This is a genomic window from Serratia sp. CY31944 (assembly GCF_052169175.1).
In the GTDB taxonomy this organism is placed as follows: domain Bacteria; phylum Pseudomonadota; class Gammaproteobacteria; order Enterobacterales; family Enterobacteriaceae; genus Serratia; species Serratia sarumanii.
In genome coordinates, this window is sequence record NZ_JBJNLG010000025.1 from 42,877 (window position 1) to 60,795 (window position 17,919).

Annotated in this window: 19 protein-coding genes; 16 read left to right on the forward strand and 3 right to left on the reverse strand. The window is 61.6% G+C overall.

Annotated features, from left to right (window positions below):
• Positions 1 to 17: 17 nt before the first annotated feature.
• Both kdpA and ACJ8IN_RS21920 read right to left on the reverse strand, forming a co-directional pair.
• Positions 18 to 1,706, reverse strand: a complete 1,689-nt coding sequence (gene kdpA, locus ACJ8IN_RS21915) for a potassium-transporting ATPase subunit KdpA (protein ID WP_033647171.1) — start codon at positions 1,704 to 1,706, stop codon at positions 18 to 20.
• Positions 1,706 to 1,795 (reverse strand): K(+)-transporting ATPase subunit F, encoded by a 90-nt coding sequence (locus ACJ8IN_RS21920; RefSeq protein WP_016928742.1) that lies wholly within the window; start codon positions 1,793 to 1,795, stop codon positions 1,706 to 1,708. Before ACJ8IN_RS21920 ends, kdpA begins: the two co-directional genes overlap by 1 nt.
• Before the next feature lie 441 nt (positions 1,796 to 2,236).
• Between ACJ8IN_RS21920 and ACJ8IN_RS21925 the strand changes: the two genes are divergently transcribed.
• The 12 genes from ACJ8IN_RS21925 to nei all read left to right on the forward strand — a co-directional run bounded on the left by ACJ8IN_RS21925 (position 2,237) and on the right by nei (position 12,534).
• Positions 2,237 to 2,446: a YbfA family protein gene (locus tag ACJ8IN_RS21925; protein ID WP_004939916.1), complete on the forward strand. Its 210-nt coding sequence runs from the start codon at positions 2,237 to 2,239 to the stop codon at positions 2,444 to 2,446.
• A 140-nt stretch (positions 2,447 to 2,586) separates the two neighbouring features.
• On the forward strand, positions 2,587 to 3,543 hold the full coding sequence (locus ACJ8IN_RS21930) for a YbgA family protein (protein WP_033647169.1): 957 nt from the start codon (positions 2,587 to 2,589) through the stop codon (positions 3,541 to 3,543).
• Between the two features lie 15 nt (positions 3,544 to 3,558).
• Complete coding sequence (gene phrB / locus ACJ8IN_RS21935; protein ID WP_308325522.1) at positions 3,559 to 4,989, forward strand: deoxyribodipyrimidine photo-lyase; 1,431 nt, start codon at positions 3,559 to 3,561, stop codon at positions 4,987 to 4,989.
• 22 nt (positions 4,990 to 5,011) lie between these two features.
• Positions 5,012 to 5,992 carry an MBL fold metallo-hydrolase gene (locus ACJ8IN_RS21940; RefSeq protein ID WP_308325523.1) on the forward strand — a complete coding sequence of 327 codons (981 nt, stop codon included), beginning with the start codon at positions 5,012 to 5,014 and terminating at the stop codon, positions 5,990 to 5,992.
• A gap of 18 nt (positions 5,993 to 6,010) precedes the next feature.
• Complete coding sequence (locus tag ACJ8IN_RS21945) at positions 6,011 to 6,754, forward strand: type 2 GTP cyclohydrolase I (protein ID WP_025301873.1); 744 nt, start codon at positions 6,011 to 6,013, stop codon at positions 6,752 to 6,754.
• Between the two features lie 159 nt (positions 6,755 to 6,913).
• Positions 6,914 to 7,570, forward strand: coding sequence for a 5-oxoprolinase subunit PxpB (gene pxpB / locus ACJ8IN_RS21950; protein ID WP_004939909.1), 657 nt, complete (start codon positions 6,914 to 6,916; stop codon positions 7,568 to 7,570).
• Positions 7,564 to 8,496, forward strand: a complete 933-nt coding sequence (gene pxpC, locus ACJ8IN_RS21955) for a 5-oxoprolinase subunit PxpC (RefSeq protein ID WP_308325524.1) — start codon at positions 7,564 to 7,566, stop codon at positions 8,494 to 8,496. Before pxpB ends, pxpC begins: the two co-directional genes overlap by 7 nt.
• Positions 8,486 to 9,226 carry a 5-oxoprolinase subunit PxpA gene (pxpA, locus tag ACJ8IN_RS21960; RefSeq protein ID WP_033647161.1) on the forward strand — a complete coding sequence of 247 codons (741 nt, stop codon included), beginning with the start codon at positions 8,486 to 8,488 and terminating at the stop codon, positions 9,224 to 9,226. The genes pxpC and pxpA overlap by 11 nt, the downstream gene beginning before the upstream one ends.
• A gap of 62 nt (positions 9,227 to 9,288) precedes the next feature.
• Positions 9,289 to 10,020 (forward strand): DUF969 domain-containing protein, encoded by a 732-nt coding sequence (locus tag ACJ8IN_RS21965; RefSeq protein WP_015376970.1) that lies wholly within the window; start codon positions 9,289 to 9,291, stop codon positions 10,018 to 10,020.
• Entirely contained in the window at positions 10,017 to 11,036 is a 1,020-nt protein-coding gene (locus ACJ8IN_RS21970) for a DUF979 domain-containing protein (protein ID WP_094860042.1), read from the forward strand. The genes ACJ8IN_RS21965 and ACJ8IN_RS21970 overlap by 4 nt, the downstream gene beginning before the upstream one ends.
• A gap of 8 nt (positions 11,037 to 11,044) precedes the next feature.
• Positions 11,045 to 11,689 (forward strand): pyroglutamyl-peptidase I, encoded by a 645-nt coding sequence (gene pcp / locus ACJ8IN_RS21975; protein WP_033655163.1) that lies wholly within the window; start codon positions 11,045 to 11,047, stop codon positions 11,687 to 11,689.
• Between the two features lie 53 nt (positions 11,690 to 11,742).
• Positions 11,743 to 12,534: an endonuclease VIII gene (gene nei / locus ACJ8IN_RS21980; protein ID WP_308325525.1), complete on the forward strand. Its 792-nt coding sequence runs from the start codon at positions 11,743 to 11,745 to the stop codon at positions 12,532 to 12,534.
• Positions 12,535 to 12,590: 56 nt separating this feature from the next.
• On the opposite strand, the gene ACJ8IN_RS21985 is transcribed toward nei, so the two are convergent.
• Positions 12,591 to 13,883: a citrate synthase gene (locus tag ACJ8IN_RS21985; protein WP_016928730.1), complete on the reverse strand. Its 1,293-nt coding sequence runs from the start codon at positions 13,881 to 13,883 to the stop codon at positions 12,591 to 12,593.
• A 730-nt stretch (positions 13,884 to 14,613) separates the two neighbouring features.
• On the opposite strand from ACJ8IN_RS21985, the gene sdhC reads away from it, so the two are divergent.
• From sdhC to ACJ8IN_RS22005, 4 genes are read left to right on the forward strand one after another with little or no spacing between them, the layout of a single operon-like run.
• Entirely contained in the window at positions 14,614 to 15,003 is a 390-nt protein-coding gene (gene sdhC / locus ACJ8IN_RS21990; RefSeq protein ID WP_004939893.1) for a succinate dehydrogenase cytochrome b556 subunit, read from the forward strand.
• Complete coding sequence (gene sdhD, locus ACJ8IN_RS21995) at positions 14,997 to 15,344, forward strand: succinate dehydrogenase membrane anchor subunit (RefSeq protein ID WP_004939891.1); 348 nt, start codon at positions 14,997 to 14,999, stop codon at positions 15,342 to 15,344. The genes sdhC and sdhD overlap by 7 nt, the downstream gene beginning before the upstream one ends.
• The gene (gene sdhA, locus ACJ8IN_RS22000) at positions 15,345 to 17,111 is read left to right on the forward strand and encodes a succinate dehydrogenase flavoprotein subunit (protein WP_015376974.1); all 1,767 of its coding nucleotides are present in this window, start codon (positions 15,345 to 15,347) and stop codon (positions 17,109 to 17,111) included.
• A 16-nt stretch (positions 17,112 to 17,127) separates the two neighbouring features.
• Positions 17,128 to 17,844, forward strand: a complete 717-nt coding sequence (locus ACJ8IN_RS22005; RefSeq protein WP_004939885.1) for a succinate dehydrogenase iron-sulfur subunit — start codon at positions 17,128 to 17,130, stop codon at positions 17,842 to 17,844.
• Positions 17,845 to 17,919 lie beyond the last annotated feature (75 nt).

The following is a 17,919-nucleotide window of genomic DNA, read 5'->3' on the forward strand; positions in this document are numbered from 1 at the left end:
TCTCTCTGTGACGTCGATTAGTTTGCCAACCAAAGCTGCAAATGCTCGGCCACCGGGCCCAGCGCCAGCGCCGGCACGAAGGTCAGCGCGCCCACCAGCAGCACGGTGCCGATCAGCAGGCCGATAAACAGCGGCCCATAGGTCGGCAGGGTGCCGTTGCCCGCCGGCTGGCGCTGCTTGGCGCTCAGCGAGCCGGCAATCGCCAGCACCGGCAGGATCACCCCGAAGCGGCCGACGAACATGGCGAAGGCCAGCAGCAGGTTGTAGAACGGCGTATTGACGCTCAACCCGGCGAAGGCGCTGCCGTTGTTGTTGGCGGCGGAGGACAGGGCGTACAGCACTTCGCTGAAGCCGTGGGCGCCCGGGTTGAGGATGCCGGCGCGGCCTGCGTCGGTGCCGATGGCCAGCGCGCTGCCCAGCAGCACCAGCGTCGGCGTGACCAGGATCGCCAGCGCGGTCATCTTCATGTCGTAAACGTCGATCTTCTTGCCCAGATATTCCGGGGTGCGGCCGATCATCAGACCGGCGATAAACACCGTCAGCAGCACGAACAGCAGCATGCCGTACAGGCCGGAGCCGACGCCGCCGAACACCACTTCGCCGATCTGCATCAGCCACATCGGCACCATGCCGCCCAGCGCGGTGAAGGAGTCGTGCATGGCGTTGACCGCCCCGCAGGACGCGGCGGTGGTGACTACCGAGAACAGGCTGGTGGCGAGAATGCCGAAGCGCGACTCTTTGCCTTCCATATTGATGTTGCTGTCGGCGCCCAGCGCGCTCAGGTGCGGGTTGCCTGCCAGCTCGGCGACCATCACCGCCACCACCGCCGCCACGAAGATCAGCGCCATCGCCCAGATCAGCGCATGGCCCTGGCGGTTTTCACCGGCCAACTGGCCGAAGGAGAAGCACAGCGCGCAGGGGATCAGGAAGATGGCCAGCATCTGCACGAAGTTGGTCAGCACGGTTGGGTTCTCGAACGGGTGCGCCGAGTTGGCGCCGAAGAAGCCGCCGCCGTTGGTGCCGAGCATCTTGATCGCTTCCTGCGAGGCCACCGGCCCCATCGGCAGCGTCTGCTGCGCGCCTTCGAGCGTGGTGACGTGCAGGTAAGGCAGGAAGTTTTGCAGCGTGCCCTGGCTGACGAAGAACAGGGCGATCAGCAGCGCGATCGGCAGCAGCACATACAGCGTGATGCGGAACAGATCGGCCCAGGCGTTGCCGACGGTCTTGCCGGCGCGGCGGGTAAAGGCGCGGATCAGCGCAAAGGCCACGGCGATGCCGGTGGCGGCGGAGACGAAGTTCTGCACCGCCAGCCCGGCCATCTGGCTTAAATAGCTGAGGGCGCTTTCGCCGCTGTAGGCTTGCCAGTTGGTGTTGGTGACGAAGCTGACGGCGGTGTTGAGCGCCAGATCCCAGGAGAGGCCCGGGAAGCCTTGCGGGTTGAGCGGCAGCGAACCTTGCGTCATCAGCAGGGCGAACAGCAGCGCCAGGCCGAGCAGGTTGAACGCCAGTATTGCCAGCGCGTACTGCCACCAGTTCATCTCGGTGACGCGGATGCCGCAGGCGCGCCAGACGCCGGCTTCCACCCCGCGCAGCGCAGGCAGCGGCTCACCTTCGATCAGGCGCGCCATAAAGCCGCCCAGCGGCCGGGCCAGCAGCAGAAGCACCAGCAGGAAGCTGGCGATCAGTAAAAAGGCTGAAGCCGCCATCAGAAATCCTCCGCGTTAAACAGGGCGTAGACCAGATAGGCCAACAGCAGCAGAACCAACAGCGCACCACCAATAACGCTGAAACTCACGGGACACCTCCAGAGGTGTTGTTTTTGATAGAAGCAGTGTAGGGAGAGGGGTAGAAAGAAGATGAAAAAATCGCGCGGGCGGGTGTAAAAAAAGTATAAAAATGGCTGAAATTTCAGCGAAAATTTAGCATTTCAATCATCAGGCCGGTGGCGAGATTGTCCCTGATGGGGGAGGGAGAACAGGCGTAAGCGGGAAATAATGAACCAGATAATAACCACAATGTAACTCATGGTAAGTTAAAAATTAACCTTGCTGTAACAAAATTACGGATCGCGGCGGCGATTAGCGATTTTTTGTGCGATTTAGTGGTCGGATGAGTAGTAAACTTTCATCAAGTGCGCTAAAATTTTGTCCAGTTACCAAATTACCGATTGTTCATTTGATACGCCGACGCCGTTTTCCCTGACAAATCAACGGCAGGCGTTTTTAAGGAGGTTCGCATGTCTACGACCTATCACGCTTATTCACTGCATCGGATTCTCCTGCGCCGCAGCGCAGTAGTTATCGCGGGCATTTTGGCCCTGCCGGTGATGCTGTTCCGCAGCGATCGCGGGCGTTTTTACAGCTACCTGCACCGCGTCTGGTCAAAAACCAGCGATAAGCCCGTCTGGCTGCAGCAGGCGGAACTGGCGTCCTGCGATTTCTACTGAGCCACTGCCGATTCACGAAAACCCTCGCCCTGCGGCGAGGGTTTTTTTATGCCTATAGTCGGCCCTATCAAGCGCAAGGTCGTATTCGGCAAGCCATTCTTCTACACTTTCCTCATCGGTCAACAACACGGGAGAGCGGTATGAGCGACAAGATCCCTATCGGCATCAGCGCCTGTTTACTGGGCGACGCGGTGCGTTTCGACGGCGGCCACAAACGGCTGGCCTTTGCGGTGGAACAGTTGGCGCCCTATGTGCGCTTTGAGCCCGTTTGCCCGGAAATGGCGATCGGCCTGCCTACGCCACGCCCGGCGCTGCGCTTGGTGAAGCAGGCGCAGCCGTGGCCGGCGATGCGCTACAGCAACGACGCCGGCGTGGATCTGACCGAGGAGATGCGCGGCTTCTCCGCGCAGCGCGTGGCGGCCTTGCAGCATCTGTGCGGCTATATCGTTTGCGCCAAGTCACCGAGCTGCGGCCTGGAGCGGGTGCGGGTCTACAGCGAAAACGGCAAGGACTCGCGTAAAAACGGCGTCGGGCTGTTTACCGCCGAACTGCTGCGCCAGATGCCGTGGCTGCCGGTGGAAGAAGACGGACGATTGCAGGATGCGGCACTGCGGGAAAACTTTATCGAGCGGGTGTACGCGCTGTACGAGTTGAACATGCTGTGGCGCCAGGGGCTGACCCGCGGCGGGCTGATCGCGTTTCACAGCCGCTACAAGCTGTCGCTGCTGGCGCATTCGCAGCCGGCGTATCGCGAATTGGGGCGCTTCGTCGCCGATATTCACCGCTGGGATTCGCTGGAGGCCTTCGCCGTGGAATATCGCAGCCGCCTGATGGCGCTATTGGCGCACAAGGCAACGCGGCGCAACCACACCAACGTGTTGATGCACGTGCAGGGCTACTTCCGCCGTCAGCTCAGTACGGCGCAGCGCCAGGAGCTGGCGCACCTTATCGACCGCTACCGGCAGGGCATGCAGCCGCTGTTGGCGCCGATCGCGCTGCTCAAGCATTACATGGCGGAATACCCCGATCGCTATCTGGCGGAACAACGCTATTTCGAACCTTATCCGGAGGCGCTGCGTTTGCGTTACGGCCATTGATTGACAAGGAGTTTTATGACCACGCATCTGGTCTGGTTGCGTAACGATCTGCGTATCACCGACAACAAAGCGCTGCACGCCGCCTGCAGCGATCCCGAAGCCCGGGTGCTGGCGGTGTTTATCGCCACGCCGCAGCAGTGGCGGCAACATGAGATGGCGCCGCGGCAGGCGGCGCTGATCCACGCCAGCCTGCGGGCGGTGCAGCAGGCGCTGGCGCACAAGGGCATTGCGCTGCATTGCCATTCCTGTGCGGACTTTGCCGCGTCGATCGACTGGCTGGCGGACTATTGCGAGCGAGAGCAGGTGGATGCGCTGTTTTACAATCGCCAGTACGAACTGAACGAACGGCGGCGCGATGCGCGGCTGGAACAGCGGTTGAGTGGCCGGGTGAGGTGTCACGGTTTCGATGACAGCCTGCTGCTGCCGCCGGGCAGCGTACTCACCGGCGGCGGCGAGATGTACAAGGTCTATACGCCGTTTCGCAACGCTTTTCTTCAACGCCTGACCGAGTCCGACGTGAGCTGCCTGCCGGCGCCGAAGATCCGCGCCGGTGGTGCGTTACCTATGCCTGAAGCGCCGGCGGCGTTCGATTACCCTATGGCGGAGACTGGGGATGGCTATCCCGCCGGTGAGGAGGCCGCGTTGCAGCGGCTGCGCGCCTTTTGCCGCGAGCAGGTGCAGGATTACCTCCGGCAGCGCGATCTGCCGGCCCTCGCCGGCACCAGCAGCCTGTCGCCCTATCTGGCGATCGGCGCGCTGTCGCCACGCCAGTGCTTCAACCGCCTGCGCGCCGAATGCCCGCAGCTGCTGGAAGATCGCGAAAGCGGTGCCTTCGCCTGGCTCAACGAGCTGATTTGGCGTGAGTTCTATCGCCATCTGCTGGTGGCCTATCCCGATCTGTGCCGCCATCGGCCGTTTATTGCCTGGACGGACAAGGTGCGCTGGTGCGATGACGCGGCGAAGCTGCACGCCTGGCAGCGGGGCGAGACAGGCTACCCGATCGTCGATGCCGCTATGCGCCAGCTGAACGCCACCGGCTGGATGCACAACCGGCTGCGCATGATCAGCGCCAGTTTTCTGGTGAAGGATCTGTTGATCGACTGGCGCGCCGGGGAGCGCTATTTCATGTCGCAACTGCTGGATGGGGATCTGGCGGCCAATAACGGCGGCTGGCAGTGGGCGGCATCCACCGGCACCGACGCCGCGCCGTATTTCCGCATCTTCAACCCGACGACTCAGGGTGAACGTTTTGATCCACAAGGCACTTTTATCCGTAAATGGTTGCCGGAACTGGCGGATGTGCCCGACAATGACATCCATCATCCCCATCGCTGGGCGGAAAAGCAGCGATGCACGCTGAACTACCCGCTGCCGATCGTCGATCATAAGCAAGCCCGGCTGGAGACGCTGGCGGCGTTCGAGGCGGCAAAACGGGGAGAGTCTTGAGGCAACTGCAAGGAGCGACGCAATGATGAAAAAGGTGCTGGCCCTGTGCCTGAGCGGCTATTCCGCGCTGGCGATCGCCGGCTTTGACGTGGTGGCGCTCGGCGTCGACGGCGGCGTCAGCGACGGCAACCTGACCTCCTACCTGATCCGCAGCGACAATCAGCCGCGGTATGTGGCGCTGGACGCCGGTTCGCTGCTGCCGGGCATCGCCAAAGGGCTGGAGAAGGGCAGCTTCCCGCAGGTGACGCCCGAGCTGGCCGCGCCTTACACGCCGCAGGGCTATGTGTTCCGGCAGTTGATCGGCAGCTACTTTATCAGCCACGGCCACCTGGACCACGTGGCGGGGCTGATCCTCGGCTCACCTGAGGACAATAAAAAAACCGTTTACGCCCAGGCGGACACCGTACTGACCCTGCGTAATCACTACTTCAACTGGAAGGCGTGGCCGAACTTTACCGACGCCGGCAACGGCTCGCGGCTGGGCACCTACCGGCTGCAAACGGTGCGGCCGCAGCAGCGGTTTACCCTCGGCCTGACCGGATTGACCGGCGTGATGTACCTGCTCAGCCACGATCGCTATCCTTCGTCGATGCTGCTGATTTCCAACGGCAACGAGTTCTTCGCCTACTTCGGCGATACCGGGTCGGATAAGGTGGAGCAGTCGCGCGATCTCGATACCGTCTGGCGCGCGCTGGGGCCGCTTGTTGAGCAGAAGAAGCTCAAGGGCATGATTATCGAAACCTCTTACCCTAATGGGGTGGAGGACAAACATCTGTATGGCCATTTGACGCCGGCCTGGCTGCTGAAGGAGCTGAAGAACCTGACGCAGTACAGCGGCGGCGAAGGCTCGCTGAACGGTTTGCCGGTGGTGATCAGCCACATCAAGCCCAGCCTGAAGCAGGGCGAAGACACGCGCGCCGCCATTGCGCAACAGCTGGCGCAGGGCAACGATCTGGGGGTGAAATTTATCCTGATGGCGCAGGGCGACCGGCAGACATTTTGACTATGAAGAGAGAAGAGAATGCGTAACCTCGATCTGGAACAACTGATCAACACGGAACTGAACGCCGCGGCGTTTCAGGACTACGCCCCCAACGGATTGCAGGTAGAAGGCCGCCCGCACGTGCAGCGCATCGTGACCGGCGTCACCGCCTGTCAGGCGCTGCTGGACGCCGCGGTGGCGCATCAGGCCGACGCGATTATCGTGCACCACGGCTATTTCTGGAAAAACGAGGCGCCGGCGGTGCGCGGCATGAAGCGCAACCGCCTGAAAACGCTGCTGACCCACGATATCAACCTGTACGGCTACCACCTGCCGCTGGACGCGCATCCGGTGCTGGGCAACAACGCGCAGCTGGCGCAGGCGCTGGGCATTCGGGTGATTGGCGACGTCGAGCCGCTGGTGCCGCACGGCGAATTTGAACAGCCGCTGACCGGCGAAGCGCTGCAGCAGCGTATCGAAAGCCGGCTGGGGCGCGCGGTGCTGCACTGCGGCGATAACGCGCCTGAGCACATTCGCCGGGTGGCCTGGTGCACCGGCGGCGGCCAGGGCTTTATCGACAGCGCGGCGCGCTTCGGCGTCGATGCGTTCATCAGCGGTGAAGTGTCTGAGCAGACCATTCACAGCGCGCGCGAAATGGGCGTGCATTTCTTCGCCGCCGGCCACCACGCCACCGAGCGCGGCGGCGTGAAGGCGCTGGGCGACTGGCTGGCGCAGCACCACGGCTTTGATGTGACCTTTATCGACATCCCGAATCCCGCCTGATTTTTTTCTTCCCCGGATCCAGCCCGGCCTGTGCGCCGGCTGAATCCTTCTATCGCGCTATTTCCTTATTTTCCCTATGGTTGCGTTCTATTGACAGCCGGGGCCGCGTCACGCATAACTGGTGTGTTTTTCATCGCGATAATAATAAGGAGAATAAGGGTGCAACAAGCACGTTATTACCTGTTGGGTGAAAGAGCGGTAGTGCTTGAACTGTCGCCGCCGGTGACCTTACCGAGCCAGCAGCGCATCTGGGCGCTGGCGGAAAAGCTGAATCACCACCCCGACGTGCGGGAAGTGGTGCCGGGGATGAACAACCTGACGCTGTTGCTGCATACGCCGCAGGCCGACGCCGAAGCGATGCTCGCGCTGCTGCAGCAAGGTTGGGAAAGCAAAGAGAGCCTGACGCCGGAATCGCGCCAGGTGGATATTCCGGTGGTCTACGGCGGGGAGCAAGGCCCCGATCTGGATGAAGTGGCGCGCCATACCGGCATGACGCCGCGGCAGGTGGTGGAATGCCACGCGGCGGCGGCCTACGTGGTCTATTTCCTCGGCTTTCAGCCGGGCTTCTCCTATTTGGGCGGCATGCCGGAACAACTGGCGACGCCGCGCCGCGCTGAGCCGCGTCTGGCGGTGGCGGCCGGTTCCGTTGGCATCGGCGGCGGCCAGACCGGTATCTATCCGCTGGTGACGCCCGGCGGCTGGCAGCTGATCGGCCGCACGCCGCTGGCGCTGTTCAATCCGCATGAAATGCCGCCGACGCTGCTGCGCCCGGGCGATAACGTGCGCTTCGTGCCGCAGAAGGAGGGCGTATGCTGATTATTCTGCGTGCCGGCATCTATACCACGGTGCAGGATTTGGGCCGCGAGGGATTCCGCCGCCTGGGCATCAGCACCGGCGGGGCGCTGGATCAACCGGCGCTGAAGATCGCCAACATGCTGGTGGGCAATGCGCCGGAGGCCGCCGGGCTGGAGATCACCCTCGGCCAGTTCAGCGCCGAGTTTACCCGCCCTGGCTGGATCGCCTTGACCGGCGCCGGCTGCGACGCGCAGCTGGACGGCAAGCCGCTGTGGACCGGCTGGCGCTACCCGGTGAAAAAGGGGCAGCGGCTGGTGCTGGGCACGCCGAAACGTGGCATGCGCAGCTACCTGGCGATCTCGGGCGGCATCGCCGTGCCGGAAATGCTGGGCTCGTGCAGCACCGACATGAAAGCCGCCTTTGGCGGCCACGAAGGCCGTAATCTGAAGGACGGCGATCGGCTGCCGCTGGGCAAATCCACCGTGCTGCCGCAACACCGCTGCGGCGTGAAGCAACTGCTGTTCACCAACCGCATCCGCGCGCTGCCGGGGCCGGAGTACGCTGAATTCAGCGAAGAGGCGCAGGACACGTTCTGGCGCACCGCCTGGCAGCTCAGCCCGCAGAGCAACCGCATGGGCTACCGCCTGCACGGCGGCACGCCGCTGGAACGCACCACCGACCGCGAGATGCTGTCGCACGGCCTGCTGCCCGGCGTGGTGCAGGTGCCGCACAACGGCCAGCCGATCGTGCTGATGGCCGATGCGCAAACTACCGGCGGTTACCCGCGTATCGCCTGCGTGATCGAGGCCGATCTCTACCACTTGGCGCAGATCCGTCTCGGCGAACCGATCCACTTCGTTCTCTGCTCACTGACGGAGGCGCAGCGCGCCAAAGCCGAGCAGGATCTCTTCCTTCGACAGATTGCCTGGGGGTTACATGATCGTTGATTTGAACGCCGATCTCGGCGAAGGCTGCGCCAACGACCAGGCGCTGTTGCAACTGGTGAGCTCGGCCAACATCGCCTGCGGCTTCCACGCCGGCGATGCGCAGACCATGCGTCAGTCGGTGCGCTGGGCATTGCAGTACGGCGTGGCGATCGGCGCCCACCCGAGTTTTCCCGATCGGGAGAACTTCGGCCGCACCCGCATGCAGCTGCCGCCGGAAACGGTGTACGCGCAGGTGGTGTATCAGCTCGGGGCGCTGGCGGCCATCGCCCGCGCCGAGGGCGGGGTGATGGTGCACGTTAAGCCGCACGGCATGCTGTACAACCAGGCGGCGGTTGAGCCGGCGCTGGCGGAAGCGATCGCCCGGGCGGTGCAGGCGGTCGATCCGGCGCTGCGGCTGGTGGGGCTGGCCGGCAGCGAGCTGATTCGCGCCGGGGAACAACTCGGTCTGACCACCCGACAGGAGGTGTTCGCCGATCGCGGCTATCAGGCTGACGGCACGCTGGTGCCGCGCGGTTTGCCGGGGGCGCTGATTGAGGATGACGAACAGGCGCTGGCGCAAACGCTGGAGATGGTGCGCCATCACCGGGTGCGCAGCGTGGATGGCGTCTGGACTGCCGTTCAGGCGGAAACCGTCTGCCTGCACGGGGACGGCGAGCATGCGCTGGCGTATGCGCGCAAGCTGCGGGACAGTTTTGTTCAGCAGGGCATCCGCGTCAGCGCGGAGCAGTAAAGCAATAAAGCAAGACACAACATCACAAGCAAAAAACTATTAGAAAATATCGAGGGAAGACTATGGAACAGGCCGTGAATCTCTGGCCACTGATTGGCATCGCCGCCATCGTGGTCGGGTTTGTATTGCGTTTCAACCCGGTGCTGGTGGTGATCGCCGCCGGCATCATCACCGGTTTGGCGGCGCTGATGCCGCTGGACGTCATTCTGGAAAAGCTCGGCGAGGGCTTTCTCAACACCCGCAACCTGCCGCTGATCCTGCTGTTGCCGCTGGCGGTGATCGGCCTGCTGGAGCGCCACGGGCTGAAAGAACGGGCGCAGGCGTGGATCGCCAGGATCAAAAGCGCCACCGCCGGCCGTCTGCTGATCGTCTACCTGTTCGTGCGCGAGATTACCGCGGCGATGGGGCTGACCAGCCTGGGCGGGCATCCGCAGATGGTGCGGCCGCTGCTGGCGCCGATGGCAGAAGGGGCAACGGAAAACCGCTACGGCGAGCTGCCGGAGCGCACGCGCCACCGTTTGCGCGCCATGTCGGCCGCGACCGACAACGTCGGGCTGTTCTTCGGCGAGGATATCTTCGTCGCCTTCGGCGCGATCATCTTCATGCACAACTTTATGCTGGAGTCCGGCGGCATTCAGACCGAGCCGCTGCATATCGCGCTGTGGGGCATTCCGACCGCGATTTTCGCTTTCCTGATCCACGCGTTCCGGCTGTATCGGATGGATAAGCAGCTGAGCGCAGAGCTGGCGCAGCTGAATCAGGCGGCGCTGCAGGCGAAGGGGGAGGCACGATGAACTTCCAGCAACAATATCTCTACTGGCTGGCCGGCGCGGTGCTGCTGATTGTGGCGGTGATGTCCTTCCGCGATCGCGCCAACCCGCGCCGCATCACCACCGGGCTGTTTTGGGGGCTGTACGGCCTGGTGTTCCTGGTCGGCGACTGGACTTACCGCCTGCTGGGCGACGTGCTGGGCGAGGGCAGCAACGAAAAACGCATGCTGCATATCATCGTTGGCGTGGTGGTGGTGGTGATGGCCCTGATCGCCGGCTTTGGCGGTGTGCGCCTCGGCAGCTATCACCAGCGGGCGCCGCAGGAGCGCGAGGCCAGCGCCAAGCGCCTGGGCAACAAGCTGTTTATCCCCGCTCTGGCGATCCCGGTGGTGACGGTGATCGGCGTGCTGCTGTTCAACAACGTGCCGGCGTTGCAAAGCGCAGTATTCGGCAGCGGCAACCATGCGACGCTGATCACCCTGTTCTCAATGACCGTCGGCTGCCTGATTGGCCTGGCGATCGCGGTGAAAATGACCCACGAGAAGGCGCTGCAGCCGGTGCAGGAAGCGCGGCGCTTGCTGGATTCGATCGGCTGGGCGTTCATTCTGCCGCAGATCCTCGCCACGCTGGGGCTGCTGTTTACCGTCGCCGGCGTCGGCACCGCGATCTCGCATTTGACCCAGGAGTATCTGGCGGTCGATAACCGCTTTATCGCCGTGGCGGTCTACGCTATCGGTATGGCGGTGCTGACCATGGTGATGGGCAACGCCTTCGCCGCCTTCCCGATCGTTACCGCCGGCATCGGCATTCCGATCCTGGTGTTGCAGCACGGCGGCAACCCGGCGGTGATGGCGGCGATCGGCATGTTCTCCGGCTATTGCGGCACCCTGATGACGCCGATGGCGGCGAACTTCAACATCGTGCCGGCGGCGCTGCTGGAGCTACCGGACAAGAATGCGGTGATCAAGGCGCAGGTGCCGACCGGCGTGCTGCTGCTGTTGGTTAACGTGTTCCTGCTGTATTTCCTGATGTTCCTGTAGGAGTAAGGATGCAAAAAGTATTGATTACCGGCTTTGAGCCGTTTGGCGGCGAGCGCCTCAACCCCTCCTGGGAAGTGGTGAAGCAGCTCAATGATATGGAGCTGGTCGGCACGCGCATCGTGGCGCGCCAACTGCCGTGCGTGTTCGGCGCGGCGTTGGACGCGCTCAATGCGGCGATCGACGAGGTGCAGCCGGTGATGGTGCTGGCTATCGGCCAGGCCGGCGGCCGTACCGACATCACGATTGAACGGGTGGCGATCAACGTCGACGATGCGCGTATCCCCGACAATCAGGGGCAACAGCCGGTGGACGAGCCGATCGTCGCCGGCGGCCCGGCGGCCTATTTCAGTACCTTGCCGATTAAAGCGATGGTCAGTTCGATGCGTGAGGCCGGCATTCCGGCCGCCGTTTCGCAGACCGCCGGCACCTATGTGTGCAACCATGTCATGTATGGCCTGCTGCACCGTTTGAGCGGCCAGCGCGAGGTGAAGGGCGGCTTTATCCATATCCCGTACCTGCCGGAGCAGGCGGCGGCGCACCCGGGTGCGCCGAGCATGGCGGCCTCGACGGTGCTGTTTGCATTGGAGCTGGCCGTTTCCATCGCTTTGCAGGTGGAACACGATCTGAAAGTGGTGGGCGGCGCGACGCATTAATCATGTCATCCCCGGCGCATCGGGCTGCGCCGGGTCTACGCAAGGAGTGGTCTATGCCGGAAGGACCGGAGATTCGCCGGGCGGCGGACAAACTGGCGGCGGCGGTGATCGATCAGCCGCTGACCGCCGTCGATTTCGCTTTTCCCCAGTTGAAACACTATCGCCAGCGTCTGCTCGGCGAGCGCATCGTCGCCATCGAGCCGCGCGGCAAGGCGCTGCTGACCCATTTCTCCAATGGGTTGACGATGTACAGCCACAACCAGCTGTATGGCGTGTGGAAAGTGGCGGCGGCCGGGGAGACGCCGGAGACCAGGCGCGATCTGCGGGTGCGGCTGGAAACCGCCCGCAGCGCGATATTGCTCTACAGCGCTTCCGACATTACCGTCGGGCCGCGCGAGGAAATAGAGCAGCACCCGTTTTTGCAACGCATCGGCCCCGACGTGTTGGACATGTCGTTGACGGTGGAAGATGTGGCGGAGCGGTTGCTGACGCCGCGTTTTCGCCGCAGGCAGCTGGGCGGCATGCTGCTCGACCAGGCGTTTCTCGCCGGATTGGGCAATTATCTGCGCGCCGAAATCCTGTGGCAGGCCGAACTGGCGCCGCAGCACAAACCGCAGGATCTGCCGCCGGAGGCGCTGCGCCACCTGGCGGAAGCATTGCTGGCGGTGCCGCGCCTTTCCTACCAGACGCGCGGGCAGGCGGATGACAACCGGCATCACGGCGCGCTGTTTCGCTTTAAGGTGTTTCATCGCAGCGGCGAGCCCTGCGAACGCTGCGGTGGGATGATCATGCGTACCGATCTGTCGTCGCGGCCGTTTTATTGGTGCCCGGGCTGCCAGAAATAGCTAAAAAAACGCCGCCCGAAGGGGCGGCGCTGTGCGGTTTCAGCCGGGAAAGCGGCTTACTTGTTTTTCAGCTGGGATTTGAAATCGCGTTCGGCATAGCCGGTGTACAGCTGACGCGGACGGGCAATTTTGATGCCTTCGTCGTGCATTTCGTTCCAGTGGGCGATCCAGCCGATGGTGCGCGCAATGGCGAAGATTACGGTGAACATGGAAGAAGGAATGCCCATCGCCTTCAGGATGATGCCGGAGTAGAAGTCGACGTTCGGGTACAGTTTCTTCTCGATGAAGTACGGGTCGTTCAGCGCGATGTGTTCCAGCTCCATCGCGACCTGCAGCAGGTTGTCGTCCTTCTTGTTCAGCTCTTTCAGCACTTCGTGACAGGTCTCGCGCATCACGGTGGCGCGCGGATCGTAGTTCTTGTACACGCGGTGGCCGAAGCCCATCAGGCGGAAGGAGTCGTTCTTGTCCTTGGCGCGCTTGATGAATTCCGGAATGTGCTCGACGGTCTTGATCTCTTCCAGCATTTTCAGCGCCGCTTCGTTGGCGCCGCCGTGTGCCGGCCCCCACAGGGAGGCGATGCCGGCCGCGATGCAGGCGAACGGGTTGGCGCCGGAAGAGCCGGCGGTGCGCACGGTAGAGGTAGAGGCGTTCTGCTCATGGTCGGCGTGCAGGATCAGGATGCGATCCATGGCGCGTTCCAGCACCGGGTTCACCACGTACTCTTCGCACGGGGTGGCGAACATCATGTGCAGGAAGTTGCCGGCATAGGACAGATCGTTGCGCGGGTAAACGAACGGCTGGCCCAGGGAGTATTTGTAGCACATCGCCGCCACGGTCGGCATTTTGGACAGCAGGCGGAACGCGGTGATTTCACGGTGACGCTCGTTGTTGACGTCCAGCGCATCGTGGTAGAACGCCGCCAGCGCGCCGGTCACGCCGCACAGCACCGCCATCGGGTGCGAGTCGCGACGGAAGCCACGGAACAGATGGGTGATCTGGTCGTGGATCATGGTGTGGCGGGTGACGGTGGTTTTGAAGGTCTCGAACTCTTCCGGCGTTGGGGTCTCGCCGTACAGCAGGATGTAGCACACTTCCAGGTAGGAAGATTCTTTCGCCAGCTGCTCGATAGGGAAGCCGCGGTGCAGCAGCACGCCTTTGTCGCCGTCGATGAAGGTAATCTTGGATTCGCAAGAAGCGGTGGAGGTAAAGCCGGGATCAAATGTGAAATAACCTTTGGAACCCAGAGCGCGGACATCGAGGACATCGGGGCCCAGTGTCGGTGTCAATACGCCCAGTTCGATCGGAGCTTCGCTGTCGTTAATGGTTAGCGTCGCTTTCTTATCAGTCATTTACTGTCTCCTTAGCGCCTTATTTTAAAAACCACTAACAACTGAAATACCTTAAATCTCTGCAGGTTGCCCGCAAAAAAATGGTGCGGACGCTAACTCTGTGAGCGACTGCGCAACTGTGCGCGGGTAGGGTACAGAGTGCTGACCAGGCGAACGAGACGGGTGACCAGTTGTTAACGATTCATAGTAATTCGTTATAGTCTGTTAATCTTACCTATGAGCTGTTCGAAGAGATGTGAACCTATCCCAATAATCTGTTTTTATTTGCTTTATTTGCTTTTTGACGCCGGCAAAATCGAGCGGGAAACAACGGCTATTGGGATAGGTTCGTCAAATACACTGTTGCACAACTCGAACCCGGGGGGAAGTGTATCTGCTGACCCATAGCGCATCATAGGACCGTTTGTGCCCCTATATGTAATGGAAATGTTGATCTCTTGTCAAATCAGATAATTATTTTTGCACTAATTGTGAAATCCGTGATCTGAATCACTGTTCGGGGGAAATGTTATCAAAGCGGTTGTATGAGAATTGTAATCAGAATGTGATCCTCCTATACTGCCGCCAGGTCTCCGGATTACCCTGAAGTAGGAGCACCCAGCGTTATAAATGCGCGCCGTTTGAGCACAGAGGATGTTGATGTTTGAGCGCGTGACGTGTAAGGGTTTTAGGCTCTTAACGCTGTCTGATCCCCGCCCAGGCCCGGAGGAAGGAAAATAATAAGAGCTGTGTGGGCAAATACGTGAAAAAACAACGACCTGTCAACTTGGATCTGCAAACGATCCGGTTCCCCGTAACTGCGATAGCGTCTATCTTACACCGAGTCTCTGGCGTAATTACCTTCGTTGCCGTGGGTATCCTCCTCTGGCTGCTGGGCCTGTCACTCTCTTCCCAAGAGGGGTTCCTGCAGGCGGCCGCCATCATGAATAGCTTCATCGTCAAATTCATATTCTGGGGCATCCTCACGGCGCTGGCCTATCACATTTGCGGTGGCATCCGTCACTTGTTAATGGATTTTGGCTACATCGAAGAGAGTTTGGCCGCCGGTACCCGTTCCGCCCAGGTGGCGATCGGCCTGACCGTCGTGCTGTCAGTTCTGGCTGGAGTCCTCGTATGGTAAACAACGTTTCTGCATTAGGGCGCAACGGCGTGCACGATTGGCTGCTGCTGCGCGCTTCCGCTATCATCATCACCCTGTACGTCCTGTATATCCTGGGCTTCTTCGTCACGGCTCCGGAACTCACTTATGACATCTGGCGCGGTTTCTTCGCCACTTCCATTACGAAAGTGTTCACTCTGCTGACCTTGCTGTCGATTCTGGTGCACGCCTGGATCGGGCTGTGGCAGGTGCTGACGGACTACGTCAAGCCGCTGGCGGTTCGCCTGGTGTTGCAGCTGGCTGTCGTGGTCGCGTTGCTGGTCTATTTACTGTACGGAACAATCGTAGTGTGGGGTGCTTAAATGAAACTGCCAGTCAGAGAGTTTGATGCCGTCGTAATCGGCGCCGGCGGTGCGGGCATGCGTGCCGCGCTGCAAATTTCCCAAGCGGGCTCGACCTGTGCCCTGCTGTCCAAAGTTTTCCCGACCCGTTCCCATACCGTGTCCGCACAGGGCGGCATCACCGTCGCGCTCGGCAACAGCCACGAGGACAACTGGGAATGGCATATGTACGACACGGTGAAAGGTTCCGACTATATCGGTGACCAGGACGCCATCGAATATATGTGTAAAACCGGCCCGGAAGCGATTCTGGAGCTGGAACACATGGGCCTGCCGTTCTCTCGTCTGGACGACGGCCGCATCTATCAGCGCCCGTTCGGCGGCCAGTCGCTGAACTTCGGCGGCGAGCAGGCGGCGCGTACCGCAGCCGCAGCCGACCGTACCGGCCACGCGCTGCTGCACACCCTGTACCAACAGAACCTGAAAAACCACACCACCATCTTCTCCGAGTGGTATGCGCTCGATCTGGTGAAAAACCAGGACGGCGCGGTGGTCGGCACCACGGCTATCTGCATCGAAACCGGTGAAGTGGTTTACTTCAAAGCCAAGGCCACCGTGCTGGCGACCGGCGGCGCAGGCCGTATTTACCAGTCCACCACCAACGCCCACATCAACACCGGCGACGGTGTCGGCATGGCGCTGCGCGCCGGCGTGCCGGTGCAGGACATGGAAATGTGGCAGTTCCACCCGACCGGCATCGCCGGCGCGGGCGTGCTGGTGACCGAAGGCTGCCGCGGCGAAGGCGGTTACCTGCTGAACAAACACGGCGAGCGCTTCATGGAGCGTTATGCGCCGAACGCCAAAGATCTGGCGGGCCGCGACGTGGTTGCCCGTTCGATCATGATCGAAATCCGCGAAGGCCGCGGCTGCGACGGTCCTTGGGGCCCGCACGCCAAGCTGAAGCTGGATCACCTGGGTAAAGAGGTGCTGGAATCCCGTCTGCCGGGCATTCTGGAACTGTCCCGCACCTTCGCGCACGTCGATCCGGTGAAAGAGCCGATCCCGGTTATCCCAACCTGTCACTATATGATGGGCGGCATTCCGACCAAGGTGACCGGCCAGGCGTTGACCGTGAACGAGAAAGGCGAAGACGTGGTGATCCCGGGGCTGTTCGCGGTGGGCGAAATTGCCTGCGTATCGGTGCACGGCGCCAACCGCTTGGGCGGCAACTCGCTGCTCGACCTGGTGGTGTTCGGCCGTTCCGCCGGCATGCACCTGCAGGAATCGCTGGAAGAGCAGGGCGTGAGCCGTGACGCCAGCGACTCCGACGTGGAAGCCTCGCTGGATCGTCTGAACCGTTGGAACAACACCCGTTCCGGCGAAGACCCGGTCGAAATTCGCAAGGCGCTGCAGTCTTGCATGCAGCACAACTTCTCGGTATTCCGCGAAGGCGATGCGATGGCCAAGGGCCTGGAAGAACTGAAAGTGATCCGTGAACGTCTGAAGAACGCACGCCTGGACGATACCTCCAGCGAGTTCAACACCCAGCGCATCGAGTGCCTGGAGTTGGATAACCTGATGGAGACCGCGTATTCCACCGCCGTGTCGGCCAACTTCCGTACCGAGAGCCGCGGCGCGCACAGCCGCTTCGACTACCCGGAACGCGATGACGCCAACTGGCTGTGCCATTCGCTGTATCTGCCGCAATCGGAAAGCATGACGCGTCGTGAAGTGAACATGCAACCGAAGCTGCGCCCGGCATTCCCGCCGAAAGTGCGTTCTTACTAATTGCGGAGATCGACAGATGAAACTCGAATTTTCCATTTATCGCTACAACCCGGATGTCGATGACGCGCCGCACATGCAGGATTACACCCTGGAAGCGGAAGAAGGTCGCGACATGATGCTGCTGGATGCGTTGATCCAGCTGAAAGAAAAAGACCCGACCCTGTCGTTCCGTCGCTCATGCCGCGAAGGCGTGTGCGGTTCCGACGGCCTGAACATGAACGGTAAAAACGGCCTGGCGTGCATCACCCCGATTTCGTCGCTGCGCAAAGGTAACGGCAAGATCGTGATCCGTCCGCTGCCGGGCCTGCCGGTGGTGCGCGATCTGGTGGTGGATATGGGCCAGTTCTATACCCAGTATGAAAAGATCAAGCCATACCTGCTGAACGACGGCAAGAACCCGCCGGCGCGCGAGCACCTGCAGTCGCCGGAGCAGCGCGCCAAGCTGGACGGTCTGTACGAGTGTATTCTGTGCGCCTGCTGTTCGACCTCCTGCCCATCGTTCTGGTGGAACCCGGACAAGTTCATCGGCCCAGCCGGTCTGTTGGCGGCGTATCGCTTCCTGATCGACAGCCGTGACACGGAAACGCAAGAACGTTTAGATGATCTGGACGACGCTTTTAGTGTTTTCCGCTGCCATAGCATTATGAATTGTGTCAGTGTATGTCCTAAAGGCTTGAACCCGACGCGTGCGATCGGGCATATCAAGTCCATGCTGCTGCAACGCGGCGCATAAACGGAATGAGATGCTGCGCCGGGCTCTTTTCCGGCGCACATCCCATAGGGGAGGGAACCTCTAAAAACTGACCCG

Coding starts and splice junctions, on each gene's coding strand:
- kdpA (WP_033647171.1), bottom strand. CDS start 1,706: ATGGCGGCTTCAGCCTTTTTACTGATCGCCAGCTTCCTGCTGGTGCTT.
- ACJ8IN_RS21925 (WP_004939916.1), top strand. CDS start 2,237: ATGTCTACGACCTATCACGCTTATTCACTGCATCGGATTCTCCTGCGC.
- ACJ8IN_RS21930 (WP_033647169.1), top strand. CDS start 2,587: ATGAGCGACAAGATCCCTATCGGCATCAGCGCCTGTTTACTGGGCGAC.
- phrB (WP_308325522.1), top strand. CDS start 3,559: ATGACCACGCATCTGGTCTGGTTGCGTAACGATCTGCGTATCACCGAC.
- ACJ8IN_RS21940 (WP_308325523.1), top strand. CDS start 5,012: ATGATGAAAAAGGTGCTGGCCCTGTGCCTGAGCGGCTATTCCGCGCTG.
- ACJ8IN_RS21945 (WP_025301873.1), top strand. CDS start 6,011: ATGCGTAACCTCGATCTGGAACAACTGATCAACACGGAACTGAACGCC.
- pxpC (WP_308325524.1), top strand. CDS start 7,564: ATGCTGATTATTCTGCGTGCCGGCATCTATACCACGGTGCAGGATTTG.
- pxpA (WP_033647161.1), top strand. CDS start 8,486: ATGATCGTTGATTTGAACGCCGATCTCGGCGAAGGCTGCGCCAACGAC.
- ACJ8IN_RS21965 (WP_015376970.1), top strand. CDS start 9,289: ATGGAACAGGCCGTGAATCTCTGGCCACTGATTGGCATCGCCGCCATC.
- ACJ8IN_RS21970 (WP_094860042.1), top strand. CDS start 10,017: ATGAACTTCCAGCAACAATATCTCTACTGGCTGGCCGGCGCGGTGCTG.
- pcp (WP_033655163.1), top strand. CDS start 11,045: ATGCAAAAAGTATTGATTACCGGCTTTGAGCCGTTTGGCGGCGAGCGC.
- nei (WP_308325525.1), top strand. CDS start 11,743: ATGCCGGAAGGACCGGAGATTCGCCGGGCGGCGGACAAACTGGCGGCG.
- ACJ8IN_RS21985 (WP_016928730.1), bottom strand. CDS start 13,883: ATGACTGATAAGAAAGCGACGCTAACCATTAACGACAGCGAAGCTCCG.
- sdhD (WP_004939891.1), top strand. CDS start 14,997: ATGGTAAACAACGTTTCTGCATTAGGGCGCAACGGCGTGCACGATTGG.
- sdhA (WP_015376974.1), top strand. CDS start 15,345: ATGAAACTGCCAGTCAGAGAGTTTGATGCCGTCGTAATCGGCGCCGGC.
- ACJ8IN_RS22005 (WP_004939885.1), top strand. CDS start 17,128: ATGAAACTCGAATTTTCCATTTATCGCTACAACCCGGATGTCGATGAC.